25 protein-coding genes and 1 pseudogene are annotated in these 26,307 nt (G+C 67.8%); 16 read left to right on the forward strand and 10 right to left on the reverse strand.

Translation table 11 applies throughout. The features are described from left to right. Nucleotides 1–32 precede the first annotated feature (32 nt). The 4 genes from GH2_RS17710 to GH2_RS17725 all read left to right on the forward strand — a co-directional run bounded on the left by GH2_RS17710 (nucleotide 33) and on the right by GH2_RS17725 (nucleotide 5,249). Nucleotides 33–2,279, forward strand: coding sequence for an MMPL family transporter (locus GH2_RS17710; protein ID WP_066171144.1), 2,247 nt, complete (start codon nucleotides 33–35; stop codon nucleotides 2,277–2,279). Nucleotides 2,280–2,288: 9 nt separating this feature from the next. Then, complete coding sequence (locus GH2_RS17715; protein WP_066171147.1) at nucleotides 2,289–2,912, forward strand: TetR family transcriptional regulator; 624 nt, start codon at nucleotides 2,289–2,291, stop codon at nucleotides 2,910–2,912. 59 nt (nucleotides 2,913–2,971) lie between these two features. Further along, entirely contained in the window at nucleotides 2,972–3,667 is a 696-nt protein-coding gene (locus GH2_RS17720; RefSeq protein WP_066171328.1) for a hypothetical protein, read from the forward strand. 70 nt (nucleotides 3,668–3,737) lie between these two features. Next, on the forward strand, nucleotides 3,738–5,249 hold the full coding sequence (locus tag GH2_RS17725; protein WP_066171149.1) for a serine/threonine-protein kinase: 1,512 nt from the start codon (nucleotides 3,738–3,740) through the stop codon (nucleotides 5,247–5,249). A gap of 19 nt (nucleotides 5,250–5,268) precedes the next feature. Here the strand turns inward: GH2_RS17725 and GH2_RS17730 are convergent, their stop codons facing one another. After that, nucleotides 5,269–6,429 (reverse strand): DUF3089 domain-containing protein, encoded by a 1,161-nt coding sequence (locus tag GH2_RS17730; protein ID WP_157086138.1) that lies wholly within the window; start codon nucleotides 6,427–6,429, stop codon nucleotides 5,269–5,271. 218 nt (nucleotides 6,430–6,647) lie between these two features. On the opposite strand from GH2_RS17730, the gene GH2_RS21800 reads away from it, so the two are divergent. Next, on the forward strand, nucleotides 6,648–6,809 hold the full coding sequence (locus GH2_RS21800; RefSeq protein WP_169802480.1) for a hypothetical protein: 162 nt from the start codon (nucleotides 6,648–6,650) through the stop codon (nucleotides 6,807–6,809). Nucleotides 6,810–6,813: 4 nt separating this feature from the next. Then, on the forward strand, nucleotides 6,814–7,662 hold the full coding sequence (locus GH2_RS17735) for an SDR family NAD(P)-dependent oxidoreductase (RefSeq protein ID WP_066171152.1): 849 nt from the start codon (nucleotides 6,814–6,816) through the stop codon (nucleotides 7,660–7,662). Nucleotides 7,663–7,695: 33 nt separating this feature from the next. Here GH2_RS17735 and GH2_RS17740 read toward each other — a convergent pair whose 3' ends face one another. From GH2_RS17740 to GH2_RS17750, 3 genes are all read right to left on the reverse strand, one after another. Next, nucleotides 7,696–8,535 (reverse strand): alpha/beta hydrolase, encoded by an 840-nt coding sequence (locus tag GH2_RS17740; RefSeq protein ID WP_066171155.1) that lies wholly within the window; start codon nucleotides 8,533–8,535, stop codon nucleotides 7,696–7,698. Nucleotides 8,536–8,539: 4 nt separating this feature from the next. Further along, on the reverse strand, nucleotides 8,540–9,349 hold the full coding sequence (gene aqpZ / locus GH2_RS17745; protein ID WP_066171157.1) for an aquaporin Z: 810 nt from the start codon (nucleotides 9,347–9,349) through the stop codon (nucleotides 8,540–8,542). 106 nt (nucleotides 9,350–9,455) lie between these two features. Then, complete coding sequence (locus tag GH2_RS17750; RefSeq protein WP_066171159.1) at nucleotides 9,456–9,869, reverse strand: hypothetical protein; 414 nt, start codon at nucleotides 9,867–9,869, stop codon at nucleotides 9,456–9,458. A gap of 118 nt (nucleotides 9,870–9,987) precedes the next feature. Here GH2_RS17750 and GH2_RS17755 point away from each other — a divergent pair, with 118 nt between their 5' ends. The 4 genes from GH2_RS17755 to GH2_RS17770 are packed head-to-tail and all read left to right on the forward strand — an operon-like array spanning nucleotide 9,988 to nucleotide 13,576. After that, nucleotides 9,988–10,962 (forward strand): pirin family protein, encoded by a 975-nt coding sequence (locus tag GH2_RS17755; protein ID WP_066171162.1) that lies wholly within the window; start codon nucleotides 9,988–9,990, stop codon nucleotides 10,960–10,962. After that, entirely contained in the window at nucleotides 10,959–11,402 is a 444-nt protein-coding gene (locus tag GH2_RS17760; RefSeq protein WP_066171163.1) for a MarR family winged helix-turn-helix transcriptional regulator, read from the forward strand. Before GH2_RS17755 ends, GH2_RS17760 begins: the two co-directional genes overlap by 4 nt. A 25-nt stretch (nucleotides 11,403–11,427) precedes the next feature. Continuing rightward, nucleotides 11,428–12,186 carry a pirin family protein gene (locus GH2_RS17765; protein WP_066171165.1) on the forward strand — a complete coding sequence of 253 codons (759 nt, stop codon included), beginning with the start codon at nucleotides 11,428–11,430 and terminating at the stop codon, nucleotides 12,184–12,186. 28 nt (nucleotides 12,187–12,214) lie between these two features. Next, nucleotides 12,215–13,576, forward strand: coding sequence for a dipeptidase (locus GH2_RS17770; RefSeq protein ID WP_066171167.1), 1,362 nt, complete (start codon nucleotides 12,215–12,217; stop codon nucleotides 13,574–13,576). A 111-nt stretch (nucleotides 13,577–13,687) separates the two neighbouring features. Here GH2_RS17770 and GH2_RS17775 read toward each other — a convergent pair whose 3' ends face one another. The 4 genes from GH2_RS17775 to GH2_RS17790 all read right to left on the reverse strand — a co-directional run bounded on the left by GH2_RS17775 (nucleotide 13,688) and on the right by GH2_RS17790 (nucleotide 17,953). Continuing rightward, complete coding sequence (locus GH2_RS17775) at nucleotides 13,688–14,548, reverse strand: serine hydrolase (RefSeq protein ID WP_307825488.1); 861 nt, start codon at nucleotides 14,546–14,548, stop codon at nucleotides 13,688–13,690. A gap of 141 nt (nucleotides 14,549–14,689) precedes the next feature. After that, nucleotides 14,690–15,580 (reverse strand): serine hydrolase, encoded by an 891-nt coding sequence (locus tag GH2_RS17780; RefSeq protein WP_084247603.1) that lies wholly within the window; start codon nucleotides 15,578–15,580, stop codon nucleotides 14,690–14,692. Nucleotides 15,581–15,635: 55 nt separating this feature from the next. Then, the gene (locus tag GH2_RS17785; protein WP_066171169.1) at nucleotides 15,636–17,189 is read right to left on the reverse strand and encodes a serine/threonine-protein kinase; all 1,554 of its coding nucleotides are present in this window, start codon (nucleotides 17,187–17,189) and stop codon (nucleotides 15,636–15,638) included. A gap of 68 nt (nucleotides 17,190–17,257) precedes the next feature. After that, nucleotides 17,258–17,953, reverse strand: a complete 696-nt coding sequence (locus GH2_RS17790; RefSeq protein WP_066171171.1) for a TetR family transcriptional regulator — start codon at nucleotides 17,951–17,953, stop codon at nucleotides 17,258–17,260. Between the two features lie 170 nt (nucleotides 17,954–18,123). Here GH2_RS17790 and GH2_RS17795 point away from each other — a divergent pair, with 170 nt between their 5' ends. The 6 genes and pseudogenes from GH2_RS17795 to ribB all read left to right on the forward strand — a co-directional run bounded on the left by GH2_RS17795 (nucleotide 18,124) and on the right by ribB (nucleotide 23,860). Beyond that, on the forward strand, nucleotides 18,124–19,200 hold the full coding sequence (locus tag GH2_RS17795) for a ferredoxin reductase (protein ID WP_066171174.1): 1,077 nt from the start codon (nucleotides 18,124–18,126) through the stop codon (nucleotides 19,198–19,200). A gap of 5 nt (nucleotides 19,201–19,205) precedes the next feature. Continuing rightward, nucleotides 19,206–20,373: pseudogene (locus GH2_RS17800) on the forward strand (fatty acid desaturase family protein). Between the two features lie 97 nt (nucleotides 20,374–20,470). After that, a complete protein-coding gene (locus tag GH2_RS17805) occupies nucleotides 20,471–21,637 on the forward strand; it encodes an LLM class flavin-dependent oxidoreductase (protein WP_066171176.1) in 1,167 nt (388 codons plus the stop codon). Nucleotides 21,638–21,640: 3 nt separating this feature from the next. After that, the gene (locus tag GH2_RS17810; protein WP_066171179.1) at nucleotides 21,641–22,051 is read left to right on the forward strand and encodes an SRPBCC family protein; all 411 of its coding nucleotides are present in this window, start codon (nucleotides 21,641–21,643) and stop codon (nucleotides 22,049–22,051) included. A gap of 64 nt (nucleotides 22,052–22,115) precedes the next feature. Then, on the forward strand, nucleotides 22,116–22,652 hold the full coding sequence (locus GH2_RS17815; protein ID WP_084247604.1) for a flavin reductase family protein: 537 nt from the start codon (nucleotides 22,116–22,118) through the stop codon (nucleotides 22,650–22,652). Continuing rightward, nucleotides 22,649–23,860 carry a 3,4-dihydroxy-2-butanone-4-phosphate synthase gene (gene ribB, locus GH2_RS17820; protein WP_066171182.1) on the forward strand — a complete coding sequence of 404 codons (1,212 nt, stop codon included), beginning with the start codon at nucleotides 22,649–22,651 and terminating at the stop codon, nucleotides 23,858–23,860. The genes GH2_RS17815 and ribB overlap by 4 nt, the downstream gene beginning before the upstream one ends. A gap of 13 nt (nucleotides 23,861–23,873) precedes the next feature. Here ribB and GH2_RS17825 read toward each other — a convergent pair whose 3' ends face one another. Together GH2_RS17825 and GH2_RS17830 are read right to left on the reverse strand one after the other, a co-directional pair. Continuing rightward, nucleotides 23,874–24,632, reverse strand: a complete 759-nt coding sequence (locus GH2_RS17825) for a helix-turn-helix transcriptional regulator (RefSeq protein ID WP_066171185.1) — start codon at nucleotides 24,630–24,632, stop codon at nucleotides 23,874–23,876. Between the two features lie 186 nt (nucleotides 24,633–24,818). Continuing rightward, complete coding sequence (locus tag GH2_RS17830) at nucleotides 24,819–26,234, reverse strand: 4-hydroxyphenylacetate 3-hydroxylase N-terminal domain-containing protein (RefSeq protein WP_066171188.1); 1,416 nt, start codon at nucleotides 26,232–26,234, stop codon at nucleotides 24,819–24,821. Between the last annotated feature and the right edge of the window lie 73 nt (nucleotides 26,235–26,307).

Genomic DNA, 26,307 nt, shown 5'->3' on the forward strand with positions numbered 1-26,307 from the left:
GTCAAATGTGGGACTGACTAACAATCGTTAGCATGTCATCCATCTTGTACCGCGTCGGACGGTTCTCATTCCGGCACAAGTGGTGGGTCCTGGTCGGCTGGCTCGCCGCGCTCGTCGTGGTCGCAGGCTCCGTCAGTGCTCTCCAGCCTAAGTTCTCCCAGGACTTCGATCTGCCCGGCACCGACGGCGGCATCGCCATGGAGCAGATGCAGGAGTACTTCCCCCAGCTGAGCAGTCAGATGGAGAAGCCGACCACCACCGTCGTGGTTCAGGCCGACGACGGACTGGCCAAGCACGCCGAGGCCATCGACGCGCTCGTCGGCGACCTCAAGAAACTCGACAAGGCCGAGCCGGACACCATCGTCAGCCCACTTGCCGTCGCCGCCGCGCAGCCGCAGCTGGCCGCGACGGTCATCGGCGACGACGGCCGCGTGGGACTCATCAGCGTCTCGCAGTCGGTGAACATGATGGATGTCGACGTCGAGTTGAAGAACCAGCTCGTCGACACCCTGGCCGAGCACCGCGGCGACGGCCTCAACGTCGAGGCGATGGGCGGCGTCATGTCGTCCATGGAGCCGGCAGGCAAAGCCGAGCTGATCGGCTTCGCCATCGCGTTCGTCGTCATGATCATCGCGTTCGGCGCCTTGGTCGCCGCCTTCATCCCGCTCGTCACCGGCCTCGTCGGCGTCGGCCTCACCATGATGCTGGTGACGTTGAGCGCTGAGGTCCTCTCGATCAACCAGGCGGCCACCGCGATCATCACGATGCTCGGCATCGCCGTCTGCATCGACTACTCGCTGTTCGTGGTCTCGCGCTATCGGTCCGAGGTCAATCGCGGCGGCGCCCGGGAGGACGCGGCCGGTCGTGCCGTCGGCACCGCGGGTTCGGCGGTCGTCTTCGCAGGGCTCACGGTCATCATCGCCGTCGCCGCCCTGATGGTGATCGGCATCCCGATCATCACCCAGATGGGTCTGGGCGCCGCCGTGGCCATCCTGGTCGCCGTCTGCGCCGCACTGACCTTCATCCCGGCACTGCTCGGTGCGTTCGGTCGCTTCGCGTTCACCCCGCGGATTCCGTGGATCAAGCACGCCGAAGAGCACCCCACCGCCGACAGCCTGGGCGTGAAGTTCGGTCGTCAGCTCGTCAAGCGACCGATCCCGTTCGTCGTCGCCGCACTGGCGATCCTGATCGCCGCAGCCATCCCGATGAAGGGCATGCAGCTGGGCATGGACACCACGACCGACGATCAAGTGGCCGCGCAGAAGCTCATCTCGAAGGGCTTCGGCGAAGGCGTCGGCGGCCAGCTCATGGTGGTCCTGCACACCGAGGAGGGCACCATCGACGACGCTGCGAACACCGCGGTCGCCGAGATCCAGGCCATGCCCGGCGTGGAGAGCCCGCAGACCCTCCGATGGATGGGCAACGGCGCCGACCTCCAGAACCCGAACGCGAATGCGAACTCGGCGATGATCACGGTGACGCCGATCAGCTCACCGTCGTCGGAGGAGACGCACGACCTCGTCGAGAAGATCCGCGCGACGTCGGACGCGATCGGTGAGAAGGGCGCCGAGATCCATGTCGGCGGTCAGACCGCGATCCTGTCGGACCTCTCCGCCAAGCTCGACAAGGCACTGATCCCGTACTTGATCGTCGTCGTCGGCCTGGCGTTCCTGATCATGATCGGCGTGTTCCGCTCGATCCTGGTTCCGCTGATCGGCACGCTCGGCTTCATCTTCTCGATGATCGCCACGTTCGGCATCACCACGGCCATCTTCACCGACGGCGCCTTCGGCCTCATCGACCACACCAAGCCGCTGATCTCGTTCCTCCCGATCTTCTTGATCGGCGTCGTGTTCGGCCTCGCGATGGACTACCAGGTGTTCCTGGTGACGCGCATGCGCGAGGAGTTCATGCACGGCATGAGCGCGAAGGATGCGATCGTCGCAGGTTACCGCCACGGTTCCCGCGTCGTCGTCTCCGCAGCGATCATCATGATCAGCGTCTTCGCGGCGTTCATGCTCTCGCCGGACACCACCGCTAAGATGATGGGCTTCGCCCTCGCGATCGCCGTCTTCTTCGACGCCTTCCTGGTCCGCATGATCATCGTGCCCGGTGTCTTGGCCATGCTCGGCGAGCGCGCCTGGGGCCTGCCGCAGTGGCTCGACAAGCTGGTCATCAACTTCGACATCGAGGGCGAGAAGGTCCGCAACCGCGGCCTCCCCGCCGAGGGGTCCTCGACGCTCGAGAATCCTGAGCCGACGCCGACGGGCGCGGCATAGGATCCGACGATGAGCAGCAATCCCACCGCCGCGGCCCCGGGGACCTCCCCGGGGCCGCGGCCCGGCTTGCGCGAGCGGCAGAAGGCTCAGACCCGCGCGGACATTCGCGCGGCCGCGCTCACGCTCTTCACCGAGAACGGCTACGAGGCCACCACGGTCGCGCAGATCGCCGAGGCCGCCAACGTCTCGCACACCACCTTCTTCCGCTACTTCCAGTCCAAGGAACAGGTGATCATCTCCGACGACCTCGACGATCAACGCGACGCCCTGCTGCGCGAGGTTCCGCGCGGGCTGGGCAAGTTCGCGATGATCCGCGAACTCATCACACGGATGTACAACACCGCGATGGCCGACCCGTGGGCCAGCGATCCCGAACGACATCGGCTGCTGCATACCGAACCAGCCCTGCGTGCCGTGTACCAGTTGGAATCCGATCGCATCATCTCCACGGCGACGCAGTACCTGAGCGATTACCTCGGCGTCGAGCACGACGATCCGCACCTGCTGGTCTTCGTCGCCGCCGTCTCAGGCGTGATGTTCCACCTGGCCGATCTCGATGATCCCGCCGAACTGCCTCTCGACCGTCTCATGGAGGCGCTGGACATGATGGAGGCGGGCTTCCCGCTGCCGTAGCGGTCGTGCTCGTCCGCGACCGGGCTTCGTCGGCCGGAATCCCGACGTACGCTGATCGTGTGAGTGACATCGTGAGCGCTGTTGTCGACCACTGGTGGCTGATCTTCGTGTTCGGCGGAGCGATCGGCGGCGCGGCGCGTGCGGTCGGCGCATGGAACGAACGGCGCGCACAGCGCCGCCTCGAGCGGTTTCGGATCAAGCAGGAGACCAAGGTCGCGGTGGCCCAGGCGCAGAGTCAGGGACGGGTCGACGCCGAGTCGGTCCAGCGGGAACTCCAGCGCGCCGTCGCCGCCCATCAAGCTGCCGACGACCGCTGGTTCGCGTACGAGATCGATCTCTCGACGATCCTCGACTACCCGATGCTCGTCGACATGCGCGAGCCGCTGACCGTCGCTTTCCACCGTGCACGCGGCCGCGCCGACCTCCTGCGTCCGACCGGCGAATCGGCGTCGTCGCCGGCCGCCGTCGAGCAATACCGCGATGCGGTGCACGACTACAGCACGGCGCTCGCAGTCGCCGAGGACGAGGCCCACCGACGCAAGCGCGGCGATTTCGACCGCGCTGATCAGCAGCGTCTCACACGCGCGCAACGGCTCCTCGACCTCGCGAGCAACGACGCCGCCAGCCCGCAGGAACGACAGCAGGCGTACAGGCGGGCCCGGCGAGAGCTCGACGGCCTGATCGACCTGCCCGCCGCGGGGGCCGCCGAGTTGGAGCGGAACTTGCAGCTCGCACTCGGCTCGGGCGACGACTGATCACTGAACAGAGCGTCGGCATGGCTTAGGGTCGATCGGGACAACTCGCTGATCGACGAATGGACATCGGATGACCGAGTCGGACCGTTCCGACACCCATCTCGGGCCGTACCGCCTCGTTCGGCTCATCGGCCGCGGCGGGATGGGTGAGGTGTACGAGGCCGTCGACACCGTCAAGGATCGTACGGTCGCGTTGAAGCTCCTGCCCGCAGCGCTCGCGGACGACGCCGACTTCCGGGCCCGGTTCCTCCGCGAGTCGCGGACGGTCGCCAAGCTCAACGACCCGCACATCATCCCGATCCACGATTTCGGCGAGCTCGACGGCCAGCTCTTTCTCGACATGCGGATCGTGCACGGTCGCGACCTCCGCTCGATCATCAGCGGCGGGCCGTTGCCCGCCGCCCGAGCTGTGGCGATCGTCGAGCAGATCGCCGCCGCCCTCGACACCGCACACGCCTCCGGGCTGCTCCATCGCGATGTGAAGCCGGAGAACGTCCTGCTCGACTCCAACGACTTCGCCTACCTCGCCGACTTCGGCCTCGCGCAGTCCGCCGGCCAGACGCGTCTGACCTCGACGGGGATGGCGATCGGCTCGTTCGCGTACATGGCGCCCGAGCGCTTCGGCAACGACGTGGAGCCGGGACCGGCCAGCGACGTCTACGCGCTCACGTGCGTCCTGTACGAGTGCCTCACCGGCGCGCAGCCGTACGCCGCGAACAGCATCGAACAGATCATCGCCGGACATCTGAGCCGGCCCGTCCCGACCACCGGCACCCCGTTCGACGCCGTGATCGCCGCCGGGATGGCGAAGGATCCGCGCACGCGGATCGCGTCGCCGGGAGTCCTCGCCGCGGCGGCCCGCGACGTCCTGGCGGGCCGCTCCCCCGCGGCGGTCTCACCGACGCTCGTCGCGCCCGCACCGCACGTCCCCACGTCGACCCGGGAACCGGCCGCTGCTCGGCCTGCCCACCCGCCGTACCCGACAGCCCGCGCGGCGAAGCCCAACCGATCCAAGACGGCCCTCATCGCGGGCGGCGTCGCCGCCGCTCTCCTTCTCGCCGCAGGCGGAATCGCCCTGGCCCTGACGTCGTCGAACTCGGCATCGCAACCCGAGGTGTCATCCCAGCCGGAGGTCGCTGCGGCCAGTCCGACGACGTCGGCCCCGGTGACCGTCACCCAGACAGCGCCGGTGGAGACCACCGTGACCAGTGCGCCGCCGCCGTCGACCGCCGTCACGCCGCAACGTCCGCAGCGCGGGGTCGGCGACCTCGGCCTCAGCACGCCCATCAGCACCCCGGCGTGCGACGGCACCACGATCACCGTGGTCTACAACGCCGTCGCGCCCGGCAACTACGCCGCCGAGATCGCGGCGGCGCTGGCCGATCACCCGGGAGCGGCCTATCTGCGCACCGATCAGAGTTGCGCGTCGCTCAAACAGTCGGAGAACGGCAACCCGATCTACGCCGTCTACCTGCCCGGCGCGTCACTGGCCGACACCTGCGCCGACAAGGCCCGCAGCGGAGGCGGCGCCTATACGCGGCGGCTCGATGACACGACTCCGGTCGGCACCGAACTCTGCTGACCGCCCCGGACGTCGGCCGTCACGCGGCCGTGTATCCGGCGATCTGCTTCTTCGCGATGTCGACGAGGAGGTCGATGCCGAGATTCATGTCGAGCAGGTGCGTATTGAAGAGCGGCACTTCGTTGACCTGCTGCGGGCGGACCATCGTCACGTGAAGGCGGTGGAAACCGAGGGTGTTGGTGCACGCGAAGGTTGCGCGTCCGCGTCCGGTGGTCCACGTCGACCGCGTGGACGGCAACGACTCGGGGAACGTGGTGTACTTCATCAGCAGAGCGATGATGCCCATCGCGTACGGCTTGCTCGGCGCCGTTGCACCGACGGGGCGGTGATCGCCGGTGAGCGTCATCGGATCGGTGCACGCCACCTGATAGCGCGGGCCGGTCGGCAGATTCATCGGGGTGCTGAGCACGTCCAGGCTGCTGTTGCCGAAGATCGACGGCAGGCCGATCGTCTCGGTCGAGTACGCCATGACGCATCCCACCGTCACCCGGCCGGTACAGATCGGGATGTGCCGGAAATCGCCGCCGGTCGCCTTCCCCGGCGCGGTCATCACGTTGCCGCCCAGGAGGAAGGCTCCCACCATCCGCTTGCGCAGTGCCGGGTTCGGATCCACTTCTTCGCGCAGCAGCTTGCGCAGCATCATCGTGCCCTGCGAATGCCCGATGAAGATGACACCGCGTCCCCGGTTGTCCGTGCGCAGGTACTCGCGCCACGCACGGAGCACGTCGCCGTACGCGATGTTCGGGAGGTCGCGGTTGCCGACCCAGGACGCCGCCGCGGCAGGCGACAGCCCCCAGGTCGTCATCTGCCGGTAGACGGGCGCGAAGACGCGACACTGGCTGTTGAAGCGGGCGGCCTGGAACCGAGCGATCGACGTCACCGCAGGAACGGCACGCCGGTCGGCGATGAGCGACGGTTGATCGGTGACCGTCGGATACACGTAGAAGCAATCCACCTTCTTGTCGGCCTCGCGCACCGACGACGCGGGGGTGGCGGTCCGGGCGCCGAGATCGGTGGTGTCGTCGGGGATGTCGCAGGGGTCGTGTGCCGTCCCGGGGTGGCACAGCCACGTGGTCCCCTGAGCGGCGTCCGCCGGACCGGGCGGCAGGGCCGACGTCAGGAGCGCGACGGTGGCCGTCACCATCAGGATGATCGCACTGCGTCGAAGGAGTCTGGACATGTCGACCTCGCCATTTCGTGCTTGAGCTTGTGACGTCGCTTGCATTCGCAACGACCTGCACGAACGGTAACCGAATGAGACAAAACTTATATGCTCGTCTCGGAATTCCCCGCTCAGGACGGTGCCGCAGCAACTTTTTCACCGGCAAATCCGACTTTGCCCGAGCCGAGTGGCCCGACCCTGCAAGCGAGTTCACCTTGACGGGTTACCATCCAGACGTGCTCGAGGATCTCAATAAGAAGGCCAAGTCAGCAGGCCTCCACGTCGCAGACGCGAAGAAGGCTGACTTGTTCAGTATTCGCAAAGTCAAGAACGGCAAACTTGTCGCCAAGAACGTCACCGCAGAGGAAGCCCTCAAAGTGATCAAGAAGTCCAAGTGACCCCATGCTGCGCGCTGTTCGCAACGCGCTGCTGAACCCACCGCAGACGATCGGCGAACTCCGACACCTGGTCGGCGGTCGCCCTCGTCCCCTCACCGGGAGGACCGTGGTCATCACGGGTGCCTCTTCCGGCATCGGCGCCTCCGCAGCCCGCGGATTTGCCCAACGCGGCGCCACCGTCGTCGCCGTCGCACGGCACCTGGACGCTCTGGAAGCGGTGTGCGACTCCATCGCCGTCGACGGCGGCACCGCCCACCCGATCACCGCCGACCTCTCCGATCCCGATGACGCCAAGCGCCTCGCGGACCACCTTCTCGAGCGCTTCGGGGTCCCCGACGTCCTGATCAACAACGCGGGTCGGTCCATCCGTCGATCGGTCCTGGACACGTCCGAGCGTTTTCACGACTACCAGCGCACCATGGCGCTGAACTACTTCGGGCCCGTCCAACTGGTCCTGGGCCTGCTGCCCGCGATGGTCGACGCCGACCGCGGCCACATCATCAACGTCGTCACGTGGGGCGTGAGCGCAGGCTCCATGCCCAAGTTCGGCGCGTACCACGCGTCCAAAGCGGCGTTGGCCGCCTTCGGCCGCTCGCTCGACGCCGAACTGGACGGGACCGGCGTCGTCGTCACCAACGCAGGCTTCCCGCTGGTGCGAACACCGATGATCGCACCCACCGCCGACTACTCCGACGCGCCCGCGCTCACCAGCGACGAAGCCGCCGCGTGGCTGCTCCGCGCCTACGACACCCGTCCCGCCGAGCTGTATCCCGGGTACGCGCTGGTGCTGCGGGCCGTCTCGGCAGTGTCGCCGCGGCTCGCCGGACAGCTCACCACTCGTCTGGGCATCTGAGCCACTGTCCGGCGCGCCGGGGTCAAGACGGCGTCAGGACTGTGCCGTCCGGTGCTTCTCCAGCCAGTCGACGACCGTCGTGATCACCTCGTCCTGCTCCGGCTCGTTGAAGATCTCGTGGTAGAGGCCGTCGAAGATCGTGACGGTCACGTCGTCGCCTCCCGCACGTCGGCCCAGCATGCGCGTGCCGTCGGGGTTCGCCAGCGTGTCAGCGCCGCCGTGCATGGCGAGCACCGGCATCGTCAGTTGTGGGAGGCGGTCCGGGAAGGTGCCCATCGTGGCGATGAGCGTGCCGCCGAGCCCAGCCGGGATCTTGCCGTGCCACACCAGCGGGTCCGCCTCGTAGGCGGCGACGACCTTCGGATCGCGGCTGACACCCGAGGCGGGCAGTGCCGCCGAGGGCAGCCACGGCGCCACCTTGCCCAGGATCGGCGCGAGCTTGACCAGCACCGGGGGCAGATCGGCGCCCGGCATCAGCGCCGGCCCGGAGAGGATGAGGCCGTCGAGCGCCTCCGGGTGATCGAGGGCGTACTTCAGCGCGATGGCGCCACCCATACTGTGACCAAGGAGGAACGTGGGACCGTCGACGCGGTCGATGTTCCCGATCACGGTGTGCAGATCCGCGATGAAGTCGTCGAAGTCGGTGACCCCGAGCCGCTTCCCGCTCGACCGTCCGTGGCCTGCGTGATCCGGCGCGACCACCACGTAGCCGACGTCGGTCAATCGCGCAGCGAGATGCAGGTAGCGGGCGGCGTGCTCGCCGAGCCCGTGGGCCAGAACGACGACGCCCACCGGCCCCGACTCGGGACGGTGGACGTCGTACACGATCGTGTTTCCGTGAACGCCTGCCACGGACAGTGTTTGGGACTTCATCCTCTCATTCTGCGGCAGGTTCGCGGTCTCCGTCGCGCTTTGCCGCCGCGGCCATCACCGCGCCGAACTTGCCGTTCTCGAAGAGCAACGGATACAGCACACCGCCGATCGCACCGCCGAGGAGCGGGAACAGGAAGAACGCCCACAACTGGCCGGGAGCGCCGTCGCCGTTGAAGAACGCGACGCCCATCGAGCGCGCCGGGTTCACCGACGTGTTCGAGATCGGGATCGAGATGAGGTGGATCAGGGTCAGCGACAGACCGATGGCGAGCGGTCCGAAGCCCTTCGGTGCACGACCGTCGGTCGCGCCCAGGATCACGATGATGAAGAACGCGGTGAGGATCACCTCGGCGATCGCCACCGCCGCCAGGGAGTACCCGGCAGGCGAGTGGTCGCCGTAGCCGTTGGCCGCCATGTTGCCCGCGGCCTCCCATCCCTCCTTGCCGCCCGCGATCGTGAAGATCGCCGTACCGGCGATGAGACCACCGATGAGCTGCGAGACCCAGTAACCGGGGACGTCTTTCCACGGGAGGCGACCGCCGACGGCGGCACCCAGGGTGACCGCGGGATTGAAGTGTCCGCCGGAGATGTGTCCGACCGCGTACGCCATGGTGACGACGGTCAGACCGAAGGCGAGTGCGACGCCGAGGAACCCGACGCCGATGTTGTAGGCGGCGAAATGTCCGTCGTCACTGGTGCCGCTGGCCACCTGCTTGGCAGCGAACACCGCCGTTCCCGCGCCGCCGAAGACGAGCCAGAACGTACCGAAGAGCTCCGCGAGCCATTTGGCGCGCGTCGAAACAACGTCTGTCATACCGAATCCCCTGGTGTTGTGTTTCTTCCCCAGCACTGAAATACCTGCGCTTCCAGTACTCGCGCACAACCCTAGCGGGAGTCGAGGCCTTGGCCCAGATCGAGACTCAGCCGAGACCTATTCGGGATGCGATCCCCCGACCGACGGACTCGATGGTATGACCGGCGCTTTCAATCATCTGCACCGGTTTGAACGCCTGCTCGGCCACGGCGACGATCGTCTCGACGCGACTGACGACTCGCTCGAGCCGCACCACCACATCACTCATCCGCCCGATCGTCGAATCCACCTTGGCGAGCGTCGTGTTGAGTTCGTCGAGCGCGACGTTCAGCTTCTCGATGGTCATGTCGAGTCCGTCGATGGTGTTGCCCATCGAGCCCAGAACGGGTCCCACCTCGCCCAGGATGCCTTCCACCTGGTCGACCGTCTGGTCAGCGTTCAGCGCAGCTTGGGCCAGCTTTCGCAAGCGCTGGCGCTCTCCGCTCCGGGTGGGGCGATCGACGATCGGGTTGATAGCCATGAGTGCAAGTATGGCGCGATTTCTCGGCGAAGGGAATCAAATCAGGATCGTCGGCGTTCCAGATCAATGAAGTAGTTCAAAATTGAACTACAATGGAAGACGACTTGAGGAGGTCACCATGCCCGCCGTCACCGCCGACACACTCACTCTGCCGCGCATCTCGGGTCCCACCGAGACCAACACCGACCGCACCGTCACCGGCATCACCACCGGCCCGCGCGGATACGAAGGCGAGGGATTCCCGGTCGTCCGTGCCTTCGCCGGCGTCTCAGCGCGCGCCCTCGATCCCTTCGTGCACATGGACCAGATGGGCGAGGTGGAGTACCAGCCGGGAGAGCCCAAGGGCACCGACTGGCACCCGCACCGCGGCTTCGAGACCGTCACCTACATCATCGACGGCCGCTTCCAGCACCAGGATTCGCACGGCGGCGGCGGTCTGATCGAGAACGGCGCCACCCAGTGGATGACGGCCGGCGCAGGCGTCCTGCACATCGAGACCCCGCCCGCGGCGCTGGTCGAATCCGGCGGGACCTTCCACGGCATCCAACTGTGGGTCAACCTGCCTGCCACCGACAAGTTCCTCGCACCGAAGTACCAGAGCCTCGAGGGCGGTCAGTCCACGCTGCTGTCCTCCGCCGACGGCGGCGCACTGGTCCGCATCATCGCAGGCGAGGTCGACGGCCACACCGGACCGGGTGCCACGCACACGCCGATCACGTTCGCGCATGCGACCATTCAGCCCGGCGCCCAGTTGTCGACCCCCTGGCGTCAGGATTTCAACGCGCTGGTCTACGTCCTGTCCGGACGTGGCACCATCGGTGCCGAACAGCGCCCCATCGAGGGCGGGCAGCTCGCGGTCCTCGGGAAGGGCGACCGCATCACCGTGGCCGCCGACGCGAGCCAGGACTCCCATCGTCCGGCCATGGAGATCCTGCTGCTCGGCGGACAGCCGATCCGCGAGCCCGTCGTGCAGTACGGACCGTTCGTCATGAACACCCGCGAGGAGATCATGACGGCGATGGAGGACTTCCAGTCCGGCCGCTTCGGCCAGATCCCCGCCGACGCACTGCGCCCGCACCGCGTGCAGCGATGACCACCGCCGCCAAACAGCGCGCCTGGCGGTTGTTCATCGAGAACTCGGCGCGCATTCAGACCGAGCTCGATCGTCGACTCCGCGCCGACGGACTGTGTCTGGCCGATTACCACGTGCTGCTTCTCCTGCACGAGGCCCCCGACCGTCGGCTGCGGATGAACGAGCTCAGCCGGGCCATGGTGTTCTCGGCGTCGCGGCTGTCGTACCAGGTCGCAACCCTCTGCAAACGCGGTTGGCTGCGCCGGGAGAACGTCGCCGAGGACCGTCGCGGCAGCTACGCGGCCCTCACCGACGCCGGTGCCGCCGCTTTCGAGTCCGCGGCGCGCACCCACGGCGACGACGTCGACGAACTGTTCTTCGGCGCCGTGTCCGACGACGATGCCGCCACTCTGGCGCAGGCCATGCGCGCCCTGGCCGACCATCTCGACCGCCGTCTATGACGGCGCCTACGTGCGAGGAGCACTCATGACCGCCACCCTGATCCGGGCCGCCGACCGCTACTTCTGGAACAACGAGTGGCTCACCTCGCGGCAGTCGTTTCCCGGCACCGGAAACTTCGACATCTTCGCCAACGCACACGGCGTCCTGGCCATGCACAACGACGACGAGGTGGTGCCCGGCGAGGGGCTGGACTCCCACCAGCACCAGAACATGGAGATCCTGACGTGGGTGGTGGAAGGCGCCGTCGAGCACCGTGATTCGCACGGCCACACCGAGGTGATCTCCGCAGGCGGTCTCGGCGCGATGACCGCGGGCCGCGGGATTCGGCACTCCGAGCGCAACGCCAACGGACGCCGGTCCCGACAGAAGCTGCGCGTGGTGCAGATGTGGGTGCCGCCGCACACGGACGGGCTCGACCCCGATCACCGCACCCGCGACTTCACTGAGGCGCTGGCTGCCGGGCGGCCGGTGGTCGTGGCGTCGGGACGCAGCGAGCACGCGGCGTCCGACGCCCTGCCGATCGCGAACCGGTTCGCTGCGCTGCACATCGCACGTCCGGGCGCCGGTAGGCGGATCGATCTGCCGGGTGCGCCCTTCGGACATCTGTACGTCGTCGGCGGCGAGGTGGTCGTCGAGGCCGGAGACCTCACCGGCTGCGTCATGACCGAGGGCGACGCGCTCCGACTGACCGACGGCGGCACGATCACGCTGACGGCGTCGACCGACGCCGAGATCGTTTACTGGGAGATGCACGCGGGCTTCGACGTCGCTCGTCCGGCATGACCGCGGCCCTCATGCCATTCTGGAGAGTATGAGCCCCGTGGAAGTCACTCTGGACACCCTCGCCGCCCGCGTCGACGAACTGATGGACCAGGCCCGCGCCGATCTCGCCGAGCTCGTCGCATTCCCGTCGATCCATGCCGACGACGGCCCCGTCGACGCCAGCCACGCCAGCGCTGGCTGGGTCGCGAGGGCCTTCACGGCGCTCGGCTTCGACGCCGAGGTGATCGTGACGTCAGACAACTCGCCCGCCGTCGTCGGCCACCTGGCCGGCCCCGAGGGCAGCCCCACGGTCGCGCTCTACAGTCATCACGATGTGCAGCCCGCGGGCGATCTGTCGTTGTGGGAGACCGCGCCGTTCGAGCTCACGGAGCGCGACGGGCGTTGGTATGGCCGCGGCAGCGCCGACTGCAAGGGCAACCTGGTTGCGCACTTGACCGCGCTCCGCGCCGTCGGCGACCAGCTGGCCTGCAATGTCCGGCTGATCATCGAGGGCTCGGAAGAGGCGGGCGGCGAGGGTCTCGAGGACCTCGTCCGCACCCGGCCCGAGCTGTTCGACGCCGACCTCATCATCATCGGCGACACCGGCAACCTCGCGGTGGGCATCCCGACCCTGACCACCAGCCTGCGCGGCGTCACCAATGTGAAGGTCAGCGTGAAGGCGCTGCAGAACGGCGTCCACTCCGGTGGTGCGGGCGGTCCCGCACCCGATGCGATGGCGGCCCTGATCACGGGCTTGGCGTCGCTGCGGAACGAGAAGGGCGACACCACGATCGAGGGGCTGCGGGCCGACCAGAAGTGGAGCGGCTTCGAGTTCACCGACGATCAGTTCCGCGAGACCGTCGGCGCGCTGCCCGGCACCGAGGTACTCGGCAGCGGCACCCCCGCCGACATGGCGTGGGCACGGCCGACCGTCACCGTGATCGGCATCGACGCGCCCAGCACCGCCGAGTGCGCCGCTGCGATCATGCCGACCGCCGCCGCCATGCTGAACCTGCGCGTCCCGCCCGGCACCGACACGCGGGAGGCGTACGAGCTGATGGTCGCGCATCTGCGCAAACACATTCCGTGGGGGGTGGAGCTGGACTTCGAGCCCGACGCCTTCGGCGCAGCGTTCTCCGCCGACCCCGACGGCCCCGCCTACCAGCAGCTGATTGCGGCGATGAGCACCGCGTACCACGACCTCCCCGTCCAATTCGCAGGTCAGGGCGGGTCCATCCCGCTCACCACCGTGCTGGCCGAGACCATCCCGCACGCGGAGATCGCACTCCTCGGCGTCGAAGAGCCGCTGTCGGCGATTCACGCGCCCAACGAGAGCGTCGACCCCGGCGAGATCCGTCGCACCGCACTCACCGAGGCGATCCTGCTGAGCACGTTCACCGCCACCCGCTGACCGCTCTACTTCTCGATTCACGCCTGAGGCGTCGGTTCCCGCTCATTGTCGGACAAGGAGCGGCTGTCGACGCCTCACGCGTGAACAGGAAGGTGTAGCGGGAAACTCGCTCTACAGGGCCACCGGCGGGCACTGGCCTGCGGGGAGGTTCTTCAGATTCCGCTGCACCCAGTTGCCGACGCTGGTGAGCATCGCCGTGCCGTCCTCGAAGGTGCCGCTCCGCGGAATCGCGACGAGGCTGACGCCGACGATCCCGCGCGACGTGGTGACCGTGGCGAGCTGACGGACGACGTACTTGCCGGTCGCGTCAGACACCGGTCCCCAACCGCCCTTGACCGCGGTGTCGACGCCCTTGCGTCCCTTGGCGACGCCCCACTGTTGATTGGGTCCGACGCGGCTCATGTTGCGCAGCACCGCGTGCGAGTCGGCCACGCACGGGAGGTTCGCAGCGAACACCGATTGATCGGCGGTGGCCCACTGGGTGGCGCCCGGGTAACTGCGGGGCCGGCTGAGCTCGGAGGCGATCTGGGTGCGCGCGTCGCCGCCCTCGCGCAGCACGGCGGTGACCGCGTCGATCGCCTGCTGCGTGGATCCGAGAGCACCCCAGATGGCCTCGGCGGAGGCGTTGTCCGAGTCGCGGATCGATTTGTCCTCCATCGCGACCAGGTTCTTCACGTGTTTGCGCTCCGCGGCGACGGCGACCGGTGCCTTCAGCGTCGACCAGGCACGAGCGGTCTTCACCGTGCCGAAGAACAGGGGTTCGCCACTGCCGGTCGCCGTGATGGCCACGCCGATGCGCCCCGGAGTCTTCTTGACCACCTTGGCCGACATCGTTTCGAAGCTCTTCGACAGGTCGACGCCCGGCGTCGGCAGACCCGGGATGGGCGGCAGTGCGGGCAGTTTCGGGAGGACGTTCGGCAGTGGAGGCGGCGCGGCCTGCGCAACTCCCGCCCCGGCGACGGTCACTGCCACCGCAGCACAGACAGTTCCAACCACACGACCCACACGAAACATTTGCACCTCAAGCCACTTAGACAACTCTAGTAACACTAGTGAGTGTCGCTCGAGACGAGAAGCCGCTAGCCGTAGCGCAACCTCAGCGATGCCGTGCCGTTACCGAGCGGGAGCGCACCGGCCGGCGGGCAACGCCGCGAGGTGCTGCGACATCCACCGCCCCACCGCGCTGAGCACTGCCGCGCCGGGCTCCATCGATCCGGCCGTGGTCTGGGTGCTCATCGCGACCCCGACCTGCCTGCCGTCGCGCAGGGTCAACACGCCGAGTTGCCGCACCAGGTATCCGCTTCCCGCGGTGGGCCCCCAACCGCCCTTCACCGACGACGTCCGCTTCTCGATCGCCTTGAGCCCCCACTGCTGATTGCCCGCGACGTTCTCCATCAGCGACAGCACGTGCGTCGTGCCGCGAAGGCACGGCAGGCCTGCGGCGAAGGTGGCCGCGTCACGCAACGCCCACTCGGTCTGGCCGAAGATCGAGAACTCCGATCGCCGCCTCGCCGACGGGACCGTCGTGGTCGAGTCGCCGCCTTCGCGCAGCACGGCGGTCATCGCGGCGGCGGCCTGCGCGGGTGTGCCGAGCGACGCCCACAGCGTCTCGGCCGCCGCATTGTCGGAGTTGACGATGGCACTGGTCTCCGCATCGGTGACGCCGTTCGCACGATCTGCGGCCACCGCGAGCGGAACCTTGCTGGTGGACCATGCGACGCCGGTCGTCTGATCGCCGAAAGTGACGACGTCGCCGCCCCCGACCGGCACCAGCGCAAGCCCGACCGGAGCCGACAACGTCTTCTCCAACGCCGCAAAGCTGGCCGAGAGCTTCCGATCGCCCGCCGTCGACGTCGATGCCTTCGTCGTGGAACCTGCGGTCTCGGTGACGACGACCGTCACGACGTCGTCGCCGGACTGTGCAGTCCCGCATCCGACGGTGGCGACCAGGCAGAGTCCCGCGATAACGAGCGCCGGCGCGCGGCGACCCCTGCGTGTCTTCACCGGCGAACTCCTTCAACGATCGGCGTCACTCCCGACTGCGTGACGGTGCGACAGCTCAGAAGATCACCACCACGGCATTATTGCCACCGCGACACACCACGACTCCCGATTCCGGGGCGCACGCCATCGAGTACCCCTGATTCGTCACCGGACTGTATGCGGTGACTGTTCGCGCGGGCCCCTTCTCGCCCTCCGCCAGGTAGGCGCGTCGGACGTTGTAGGCGAACTCGCAGCTCGTGACTCCGCCGACCACTCCCACCTCGGGACTGCAGTTGACGGTGCCGACCGGCGGCGTCGGCGCCTGGGACGTCTGCGGGTCCACCGTGTGCGTCAACGTAGTGGTCGAGGACGACGCCGCCGACCCGGGAGTGTTCTCACCGCGGAAACCGAACCAATAGACCGCCATGCCGATCAACGCCAGGAGCAGCAGTCCGATCAGGGCGCCGAGGACCACTTGCAGTGCACGCCCGCTGTTCTGCGGCTCCGCATACTGCGACCCGCCGTAATACTGGGGACCCGAGTACTGAGGACCTGAATACTGGGCTCCGGTGTACTGCGGACCCGAGTACTGGGGTCCGGAAAAGTTCTGCGGACCCGAGTTCTGGGCGGGCGGCCCCGAATAAGCCTGGGGCCCGGAGAACGATTGGGGTCCCGAAAACGATTGCGGGCCTGACATCGGCGACGTCGGCGGGCGCTGCCCGATCATCGTCGAGTCGTACGCCGGGTCAGTCGGCGCGGCAGTCTGTGTTCCGGTCGGCGCTGCGCCGTCGGGCCACTGCCCGCCGAGCGCTTCCCGCGAGGCCTTCGCGAACGCGCCTGCCGACGCGAAGCGTGCCTCCGCGGTCTTCGCCAGTCCGCGCTTGACGACGGCGTCGAGCTGCGGCGACACCGCGGGCGCCTGCTCACGCGGCGACGGCACCTGGTTCATCACCGTCGCGCGGACGATCTGGGTGACGGTGGCTCCGGGGAACGGCGGCGCGCCGGTGAGCACCTCGAACATCACCGCGGCCAGGGAGTACACGTCCGACGCCGCTGTGGTCGGCACTCCGTCGAGTTGCTCGGGCGCCATGTAGGCCAGCGAGCCGATCGCCGTCCCGGTCTGCGTCAGATGCGTGTCGGTTCCCTGATGTGCGATCCCGAAGTCGACCAAGTACGCGAAGTCTGACGGCGTCACCAGCACGTTCTCCGGCTTCACGTCCCGATGCACCACGCCGACGGCATGCGCGGCATCGAGGGCGGCCGCCACCTGTTCGATGATCGACACCGCATCGGCGGGCGACATCGGTCCCGATCGGCGCAGGCGGGCACGCAGGTCCTCGCCCTCGACCAGTCGCATATCGAGGAACAGGACCCCATCGATCTCGCCGTAATCGTGGATCGGAATGATGTGCGGCTCGCCGAGTTTCGCGACGGCCTGCGCCTCGCGACGGAATCGCTCCTCGTACGTCGAATCACCGGCGAACCGCTCATGCAGCAGCTTCACCGCGACTTCACGATCGCGAACCGTGTCGTGCGCGCGATACACCTCACCCATGCCGCCGTAGCCGAGCAGCGCGTCGAGGCGGTACGGCCCGAACTGCGTGCCGACGCGTGATCCCTGGTCTGCCATACCGGCAATCCTCCCCTATCCCTCCGACACTGTCGCACACACCGGGAACCCGGGCAGACGAAAAGGTGTCACGAGGATTCTGGCCGCCACTGCGCCATGCCGAGAAACACCATCACCAGTTGCTTCTCGGCGCGCTCCACGAGCGCACGTTCGGTGGCCTCGCGGCCGTCGCCGTCGAGCAGTTCGGCGACCGTCGTCATCATGATCGAGACGATCAGATCGGCGGCCACCTCCAGATCCACGGCGCCCCACTCGGCGAGCGGCGGAACGCGCGCGAGGTCGATCGCCAGCTCTCTCGAGAACAGCAGCAGCTCGGTGGCGATCGCCCGCCGAACCTCGGCGACGCCGCCGTGCCGCTCACGGATGAGGAATCGGAACTGCGACTCGTCGGAGTGCACCTTCTTCAGCAGCGTGGACAACGAGTCGCGCGCGGTCGGCATACCGCGTGAGGTCAGGTCTCGCCGCGCTTCGCGAAGGGCGCGGCGCAACACGCGCATCGCATCCTCGACCAGGGTGACGCCGAGGTCCTCCATCGACGCGAAGTGCCGATAGAAGGCGGTCGGCACGATTCCCGCGCCGCGCGCGACCTCCCGCAGGCTGATGCTTCCGAAAGAACGGTCGTCCACCAATTCGATCGTGGCGTCCAACAGCGCCTGCCGGGTCTGCTCCTTCTTCTCCGCACGACTGCCACCGGACTCGCCGCGCGCCCGCTTGGTTCGGGTTCTGCGCGACGTCGTGCCTGGTGAATCGGGCGTAGAAGTCACGCCTGCCAGTCTAGGCGGTCGCCGTCGCACCCCCGGAGAGGCGGTCCGAAACCCGTCGTGACAGCAGACACACCGCCGTTCCCTTGACACCCCACCGTGCCCGTGTGTCATTCTAATTCGTGTACAGACGTTCACTGAAAAACGGAACGCAATCACTGAGGAGTAGAACGATGGCCCACAAGCTCGCGCGCCTCGTCGAAACGATCGTCGAACAGGTCGCCACCCCCTACCCCGTCGACCGCTACCTGGAACTCGTCGACCCGATGATCACGTGGCGCGACGCCCGCGCCAAGATCGTCGACGTCCGCCGCCAGACCGACCGTTCGGTGACCCTGACCCTCCGCCCCACCCGACAGTGGAAGGGCCACGAGGCAGGCCAGTATGTCGAGGTCAGCGTGGTTGTCGACGGCGTTCGCCACCGTCGATTCTTCTCGCCGGCGGGCGCTGCCGCGCACACCGACTCCCTGGAACTGACGATCACCGCCCACGCCGGCGGCTTCGTCTCCCGACACCTCCGCGAGAACGCTCGCCCCGGCATGGTCCTCGGCCTGGGCGCACCGGCGGGCGACTTCACGCTTCCGGCAGTGCGCCCGGAGCGCACCGTCCTCGTGAGCGGCGGCAGTGGGATTACACCTGTCCTCTCGATGCTGCGCACACTGATCGCCGAAGGTCACACCGAGCCGATCACCTTCGTCCACTACGCCCGCACCCCCGACGACGTCCCATACCGCGCCGAACTGGACGCGCTGGACCGCACGCTGGCGCACGTTGACGTGCAGTTTCACTACACCCGGACCGACGACGCCGAGCACTTCGCGCCGTCGCACCTCGACGGTCTCGCCGACGCGGACGGTGCACAGGTGTTCCTCTGCGGCCCGGCGTCGCTGATGAGCGCGGTGCGCGAGTACGCCGACGAGCGCGGCCTGAGCGACCGACTGTTCTCGGAGGCGTTCACCATCGACACCGCCCCGGTGCTCGATCCCAACCAGCCGATCACCGGCGACGTGACCTACACCGACGCCGAGGTCACCACTCCGAACGACGGCCGCACCCTGCTCGAGCAGGCCGAGGCCGCCGGCCTGAACCCGGAGTACGGATGCCGCATGGGCATCTGCTTCTCCTGCACCAAGGTCCGCAAGAGCGGATGCACCCGCAACATCCTGACCGGCGAGCTCGACTCCGAGCCCGATCAGCACATCCAGATCTGTGTCAACGCCCCCGTCGGCGACGTGGAAATCGAGGTTTAACAGCTATGGCAATCAACATCACCGACTACTTCCGTTCCGACCAGCAGCGCAAGAACAACGAGATCACCCTCTCGTACGAACAGGTGGAGGCCCTGGGCCGCGACCTCGACGACCTCCGCGCGCACCGTCTCCACCCTGGGCGAGTCCGATCGCGAGTACATCTACGGAATCATCCGTGCACAGCGCACGCTGGAGTTCGCCGGCCGCGCCATGATGTACGTGCCGTTCCTCCCGCCGGTGTGGCTGGCCGGCGTCGCGTCCCTCGGCGCGGCCAAGATCCTCGACAACATGGAGATCGGCCACAACGTCATGCACGGCCAGTACGACTGGATGCGCGAGGACACCTACAACTCCCGCGAATTCGACTGGGACACCGTCTGCCCGGGCGAGCAGTGGAAGCACAGCCACAACTACATGCACCACACCTTCACCAACATCCTCGGTGAGGACCGCGACATCGGCTACGGCGTCCTGCGCATGGCTCGCGACCAGAAGTGGAACCCCTACTACCTCGGGAACCTCGGGTACGCGACCGCTCTGATGCTGCTGTTCGAGTGGGGCGTCATGCTGCACGACCTCGAGGTCGAGAACATCATCCAGGGCAAGCGCAAGTGGTCCGACGTCAAGGGCCTCGTGAAGGGCATGTGGCGCAAGGCCAGCAAGCAGGTCGCCAAGGACTACCTGCTCTGGCCCGCTCTGACCGGGCCGTTCTTCGTCTCCACGCTCGTCGGCAACGCGGGCGCCAACCTGATCCGCAACGTGTGGACGTACTCCATCATCTTCTGCGGTCACTTCCCTTCCGGCGCACAGACGTTCGCAGCCGAAGACTGCCAGGACGAGACCAAGGGCCAGTGGTACCTGCGGCAGATGCTCGGCTCGGCCAACATCGACGGCAGCGACCTGTTCCACATCATGAGCGGCAACCTGTCCCACCAGATCGAACACCACCTCTTCCCCGACGTCCCCGCCAACCGCTACCCGGAGATGGCGCCCGAGGTGGAGGCGATCTGCACCAAGTACGGCCTGCCGTACAACACCGGCTCGCTGCGCAGGCAGCTCGGCTCCACGTGGATGAAGATCGCCAAGCTCTCGCTCCCCAACTGGATGACGCGCGACGACAACGACGTCGTCGTCACCATCGAGCGCACGCCGACGGCGGTCGACGTCGCCTGACGTCGCGCCGGTGTCTACTTTCGTGGACTTACTCCGTCTGTGACCTCCGCCATACCGTGGTGACACCAATTCAGCACCACGTCGCCGGGAGGCACACATGTCCAGACTCAAGTTCGGCACTTTCCTCGCACCGATCCACGAACCGGGGCAGAATCCGACGCTCCTGCTGGAGCGCGACATCGAGCTGGTGCAGTACCTGGAGCAGCTCGGCTACGACGAGGCGTGGTTCGGCGAGCATCACTCAGCGGGCGCGGAGATCTACGCGTCGCCGGAGCTCATGATCGCGTCGGCGGGCGCCCGGACCAGCCGCATCAAACTGGGCACCGGCGTCACCTCCGTCTCGTACCACAACCCGCTGTGGGCCGCCGAGCGCATGGTGATGCTCGATCACCTGACCCGCGGTCGCGCACTGTTCGGGCTGGGCCCGGGTTCGCTGCCGACCGACGCCTCCATGCTGGGGCTGTCGCAGATCGACACCCGCGAACTGCTCTCGGACAACGCCGACATCATCATGCGACTGCTGCGCGGTGAGACCGTCAGCGCCCAGACCAAGACGCACAAGCTGGTCGACGCCAAGATCCAGATGGCGCCGTACTCCGATCCCCTCTTCGACGTCGTCGTCGCCGCCGTCGCCTCGCCGTCCGGCGCGCGGCTCGCAGGCAAGCACGGCATCGGCCTGCTGTCGATCGCCGCGACCCTCACCGCCGACGGCTTCAGCGCTCTGCAGCACCACTGGGGGCTGCTCGAGGAGTTCGCCGAGCAGGCCGGCCGATCCGACGAGGTGGATCGCTCCACCTGGCGTCTGGTGGGGCCGTTCCACATCGCCGAGACCAAGGAGCAGGCGTACAAGGACGTGGAGCACGGCATCGAGTACTGGTTCAACTACCTCCAGCACGTGGCCGCGTTCCCCCAGATGGACGTTCGCGGCGACACCAAGCGCGAGATGATCGAGTTCATCAACACCGCCGGGATCGGCGTCATCGGCACCGCCGAGGAGGCACGTGCTCAGGTGCAGCGGCTCATCGACCAGTCGGGCGGCTTCGGCACGCTGCTCATTCAGGGCCACGACTGGGCCAACCCGCAGGCGACCCGTCGGTCGTACGAGTTGTTCGCGCAAGACGTGATGCCGCACTTCCAGGGTCAGGCGCAGCCGATGATCGACGCCGCCGCCCGCGCGGCCGCCGTTCGCGAAGGGCAGGCAGCCGCGCACGCCGAAGCTCTCGCCCACATGACCAAGAAGTACGAAGCCGAGTTGGGGCGCTGACCCATGGCCGCCATCGAAGTGATCAGGGAGTTCCCCGTCGACGCCGACACCGTCTGGGGTCGCATCGGCGACACCGCGAACGTCGCCGACTGGATTCCGGCGATCGGCTCGTCCCGTCAGGACGGCGATCTGCGGCAGGTGGTGTTCGTCGACGGCGAGCCCGCTCGCGAGCGCATCGTCGCGCACGACGACGCCGCGCGCACCTACACGTACTCGTACGTCGACGGTCCGCTGCCGTTGGAGCATTACGAGTCGACGGTGACCGTGACAGCGACGTCCGCCGGCGCCAGTTCGGTGACGTGGAGTGCCGAGTTCGGCGCCGCCTCGGCCGAGGTCGAGGAGTCCCTGGCGGCCTCCATCACCGAGATCTACTCGGGTGCACTCGACGAACTCCTCGGTCAGCTCACCGCCTGACCCGACCACCGCGAGCGGGCGGGGACCACACGCGTCCCCGCCCGTTCTTCGCAAAGGACCCCTCATGGACACTCCCCTCCGCTCGTCCCGTACGCACGTGATCGAGGCGACCTGCCCCGACGCGGTGCGCGAGCAGTACCGCACCGCCCTGTCCCATTTCGGTTCGGGCGTCGTCATCGTGACGTCCACCGACGACGACGGGTCGCCGATCGGAATGACGGTCGGCTCGTTCTCGTCCATCTCGATGGAACCGCCGCTGGTCGGCTTCTTCGCCGCCCACACCTCCACCACGCTGCCCGGCATCCTGGGTCGCGGCACGTTCTGCGTGAATGTCCTCGCCGAATCCCAACATGCGCTGGCCCGCAGCTTCGCCCGCACCGGTGCGGACAAGTTCGCCGGGGTGGAGTGGACGCCCGACGCCGCCGGATCACCGCGCCTGGCCGACGCCCACGCGTGGATCGGCTGCACCCTCGACGTCCGCACATCGATCGGCGATCACGACCTCGTCGTCGGCGCCGTCGACACCCTGGTGATCCCGACCGAGTCCGATCCCCTGCTGTTCCATCGGTCGATGTTCCACGGATTGCGACCGACCCGATGAGCATCGACGACTGCCTCCATCAGCTCCGTGCCGGCCGCCCGGTGATCGTGCTCGACGATGCCTCGCGCGAGAACGAGGCCGATCTCATCATGGCCGCCGAGCACGCGGACGTCGACAGTGTCGCGTTCTTCCTCGCCCACACCTCCGGATTCCTGTGCGTCGCACTGACTCCCGAGCAGACCGACCGACTCGACCTGCCGCAGATGGTGGGCCACCCGTCGGATCCGCTGGGCACCGCGTTCACCGTGTCCGTCGACGCCGCGGTCGGTGTCACCACCGGCATCAGTGCGGCCGACCGGGCCCGCACCATCGCGCTGCTCGGCAGCCCCGACGCCGAGCCCGCCGACTTCACTCGCCCCGGGCACGTGATGCCGCTGCGCGCGCGGGCCGGCGGCGTCGTGACCCGCCGCGGACACACCGAAGCCGCCGTCGACCTGTGCGCGGCCGCCGGACTCGCACCGGCCGGACTGATCTGCGAGATGGTGACGCCCGACCGTCGCGGAATGCTCGCTCGGGACGACGTCGACGCGTTCGCCCGCCGCCACGACCTCGCCGTCGTCACCATCGACGAGTTGGTGCGCTACCGTCGCGCGCAGTCCGGTACGACGCGCGGAGCCACCTGCACGCTGCCGACGGCGTACGGCCGGTTCAGCGCGACGGTGTACACCTCCGAGTCGGGAAGCGAACACCTGGCGCTGGTACACGGCGATCCGACGTCGTCGACGCCGCTGGTCCGAGTGCACAGCGAATGCCTGACGGGCGACACGCTCGGATCGCATCGGTGCGACTGCGGCGAGCAGCTCCACACGGCGATGGCACGACTGGCCGAGGCCGACGGCGGTGTGCTGCTCTACATGGGCGGACACGAGGGCCGCGGCATCGGGCTGGCCGCGAAGATCGCCGCCTACGCGCTGCAGGAGAACGACGGGCTCGACACCGTCGACGCCAATCTGCGGCTCGGGCGCCCGGTCGACGCCCGCGACTACGCCGATGCCGCGACGATGCTCGACGACCTCGGGATCGGCCGGATCAGCCTGCTGTCGAACAACCCCACCAAGGTCGCCGGGCTCCGCGATGCCGGCGTGGTCATCGAGTCCGTCGTCGGGCTGGAGACGGTGCCGATCCCGGAGAACGCCGAGTATCTCTCGACCAAGCGCGACCGGATGGGTCATCTACTCCTCGGAAACCCCGGCGCGGCCGCGGGCTGACCCGCCCCCGACCTCACGATGCCCGGGGGCGCCGGAGCCAGGCCGTCGCCAGTTCGGAGCGATTCCGGAAGCCGGTCACCTCGAAGATCCGGCTGACGTACTTCTTGATCGACAATTCCGACAGGAACAGCTGGGCGGCGATCTCCGCGTTGCTCAGCCCTTCGGAGACCAGGGCCGCGACGTCGTTCTGACGCGGCGTGAGTCCGACGAAGGCGTCCGTCGATGCGGCAGCTGCCGACACGGTCACCGACCGAGCCCGCAGCTGCCGCGCGAGGAGTCGGATCGCGATGAGGTCGGCATCATCCCAGACGCCGTCGGCGTCGAACATCCCCAGCAATGCCTCCCCGTCCGCGAGCGTGAGATGGATCGCCGACGCGCACGCGATCCCGTGCGGCACCAGATAGTCGACGACGTACGAGTGCTGCGGTCGTGGCAGTCGTGCCAGTTCGTCCATCGTCGCGAAACCGCGCGTGGTCAACATGGTGCGCGCCTCCGGGAGGGCGAAGATGTCCTTGTCCCGCCAGCGTTCCTGATAGACGGGCAGCAGCGACGCCGTCGCGCCGGTCAACAGCGGCGCGGGATCGTCGAAGATCGTCGAGAACGTCCGGCCGTGGAAGAACGTCATATTGCCGACGCCGAACGCCGAGGCGACCGCATCGGCCAGACCGACCCGGAACGACGGTCCGTCATCGAGCTCCTCGCAGCGTTCGAGGACCGAGAGCACCGCGCGCATCTGCCTGGCAGAGAGAACCTCGTGGGCCTGTGTCGTCATCGAGTGTGGATCCGTTCCTTACGCCGAGGCCTGCCGCCTGCGAACGATCGTTCGTCGTTCGCAGGCCGGCAGCCCCGGTCGTCCTGCGTTAAGTCGTGGTCCAGTGTTCCATTCGGAGACACCGGTCCGCGTTTGTTTTAGCTTCTCTAAACACAGGTTCCGCCTGGACCACCGCGATGGGGCCGTTCAGGCGCGCGGCTCCTGCGCCTCCCGGAGCACCTGAGCCACGGCCGCGCGCGCCCGCGTGTCGTCGAAGGCCCGCGCGATCTGCAGCTTCTCCGCCTCCAGCGACCCCTCGGCGTGAGTGGCGAGCACCGCTTGGTAGCCACCCCATTGGCCTGCGCAGATGTCGCCGATCAGGTTGATCGTCCGCAGTCGTTGCTCGGCGGGCACCGCGCCGGCGAAGTACTTCTCCAGGACCGCGCGGGTGCTCGGATCGGCCCAGTCGGCGCCGCCCGGTCCGGTGACGATCAGCCCTCCCGCGAGGTCGATGAGCGTCGCCGTCGCCGCGTGAAAACCATGCGCGAAATGGTATTTCGCCATGTTCACGGCGAGCGGGTCCGGCAGGCGGATGTCGTTGCCGCCGGGCGCCGACCGGACGGCGGCGAGTTCGGCGAAGCCCCGAACCGTCTCGGCGTAGGTGATGAGCTCGGTGATCTTGGTCTTGACGTGTCCGGCGCCTGCGATGCCGTTGGCCTCGGCCATCGCGAGAGCGGCGCCGACGATGAGGTCCAGGATCGGGAGCTTGTAGTTCACGGCGGTGAACCGGTGGTAATCGACGAAGGCGAGGGCCAGCGGTCCGGCGAGCTCGGGCTGCCGATTGAGAAACACCCGCGACTTCGGGACGCGGACGTTGTCGAACACCGTGAGGCTTTCGAGCAGCTTGTGCCGCGCCGAGATCGGATGCTCGAAGGGGTCCGGTTCACCGTGCAGGTACGGCGAGACATACAGCGTGAGACCTTCGGTGTCGACCGGAATCGCGAAGCTGACGGCCCAGTCGGCGTCGGCCGCACCCATCGCCCGCGTCGGAAGGACGATGATCTCGTCGGCGTTGGCGCTGAACGAGGTGTGCACCTTGGCGCCCGACACCGTGATCGACTCGTCGTCCTCGTCGACGACCCGCAGGTAGAAGTCGGGATCGGCCTGTCGGTGCGGCGGCAGGGACCGGTCACCCTTCACGTCGGTCTGCGCGACGGCGAGCGCGACGTCGTTCTCGCAGCAGTACCGGTAGAAGGCGCGCGCATTCTCCAGGCCGTCACCGTCGAGTGCACGGAGCAGGGCGAAGAGCGCGTCGCTGCCGACCTCCTTCAGGACGATGGTGCCGGCGCCCAGGCGCGACAGCGATTCGATCAACCGTCCGCGCTCGACGATGTCGTCCGCCGTACGGGGCACCCGATAGAACGCGGTGTAGGGCCCGTCGCCGTCGTCGGCGACGGCCAGGTCCGGTTCTCGACGGGCGATGTCGTAGGCCAAGGCCGAATGCGAGATCGCCGCATCGAATTCAGCGAAGGCGGTGACGTCGGCGACGTGCTGCCCACGGTAGACGACGCGTCGGCCGTCGCGAAGCCCGTCGCGGTAAGCCTGCGGAGTGCGGAGTGCCATGAGATCCCTCTTCTGGTTGATCGGCGTGACCGAGCGTGTGCTCAGGTACTGCCAACACTGATCAACCGTTCAG

This window comes from Gordonia hydrophobica NBRC 16057, assembly GCF_001592365.1.
GTDB lineage: Bacteria > Actinomycetota > Actinomycetes > Mycobacteriales > Mycobacteriaceae > Gordonia > Gordonia hydrophobica.

Bases quoted from the DNA above. Each gene is read 5' to 3' on its own strand.
- GH2_RS17795 (WP_066171174.1), top strand. From the start codon at position 18,124: ATGGCCCACAAGCTCGCGCGCCTCGTCGAAACGATCGTCGAACAGGTC.
- GH2_RS17715 (WP_066171147.1), top strand. From the start codon at position 2,289: ATGAGCAGCAATCCCACCGCCGCGGCCCCGGGGACCTCCCCGGGGCCG.
- GH2_RS17825 (WP_066171185.1), bottom strand. From the start codon at position 24,632: ATGACGACACAGGCCCACGAGGTTCTCTCTGCCAGGCAGATGCGCGCG.
- GH2_RS17765 (WP_066171165.1), top strand. From the start codon at position 11,428: ATGACCGCCACCCTGATCCGGGCCGCCGACCGCTACTTCTGGAACAAC.
- GH2_RS17815 (WP_084247604.1), top strand. From the start codon at position 22,116: ATGGACACTCCCCTCCGCTCGTCCCGTACGCACGTGATCGAGGCGACC.
- GH2_RS17830 (WP_066171188.1), bottom strand. From the start codon at position 26,234: ATGGCACTCCGCACTCCGCAGGCTTACCGCGACGGGCTTCGCGACGGC.
- GH2_RS17710 (WP_066171144.1), top strand. From the start codon at position 33: ATGTCATCCATCTTGTACCGCGTCGGACGGTTCTCATTCCGGCACAAG.
- GH2_RS17785 (WP_066171169.1), bottom strand. From the start codon at position 17,189: ATGGCAGACCAGGGATCACGCGTCGGCACGCAGTTCGGGCCGTACCGC.
- GH2_RS17805 (WP_066171176.1), top strand. From the start codon at position 20,471: ATGTCCAGACTCAAGTTCGGCACTTTCCTCGCACCGATCCACGAACCG.
- GH2_RS17810 (WP_066171179.1), top strand. From the start codon at position 21,641: ATGGCCGCCATCGAAGTGATCAGGGAGTTCCCCGTCGACGCCGACACC.
- ribB (WP_066171182.1), top strand. From the start codon at position 22,649: ATGAGCATCGACGACTGCCTCCATCAGCTCCGTGCCGGCCGCCCGGTG.
- GH2_RS17730 (WP_157086138.1), bottom strand. From the start codon at position 6,429: ATGTCCAGACTCCTTCGACGCAGTGCGATCATCCTGATGGTGACGGCC.
- GH2_RS17725 (WP_066171149.1), top strand. From the start codon at position 3,738: ATGACCGAGTCGGACCGTTCCGACACCCATCTCGGGCCGTACCGCCTC.
- GH2_RS17750 (WP_066171159.1), bottom strand. From the start codon at position 9,869: ATGGCTATCAACCCGATCGTCGATCGCCCCACCCGGAGCGGAGAGCGC.
- GH2_RS17740 (WP_066171155.1), bottom strand. From the start codon at position 8,535: ATGAAGTCCCAAACACTGTCCGTGGCAGGCGTTCACGGAAACACGATC.
- GH2_RS17760 (WP_066171163.1), top strand. From the start codon at position 10,959: ATGACCACCGCCGCCAAACAGCGCGCCTGGCGGTTGTTCATCGAGAAC.
- GH2_RS17770 (WP_066171167.1), top strand. From the start codon at position 12,215: ATGAGCCCCGTGGAAGTCACTCTGGACACCCTCGCCGCCCGCGTCGAC.
- aqpZ (WP_066171157.1), bottom strand. From the start codon at position 9,349: ATGACAGACGTTGTTTCGACGCGCGCCAAATGGCTCGCGGAGCTCTTC.
- GH2_RS17755 (WP_066171162.1), top strand. From the start codon at position 9,988: ATGCCCGCCGTCACCGCCGACACACTCACTCTGCCGCGCATCTCGGGT.
- GH2_RS17735 (WP_066171152.1), top strand. From the start codon at position 6,814: ATGCTGCGCGCTGTTCGCAACGCGCTGCTGAACCCACCGCAGACGATC.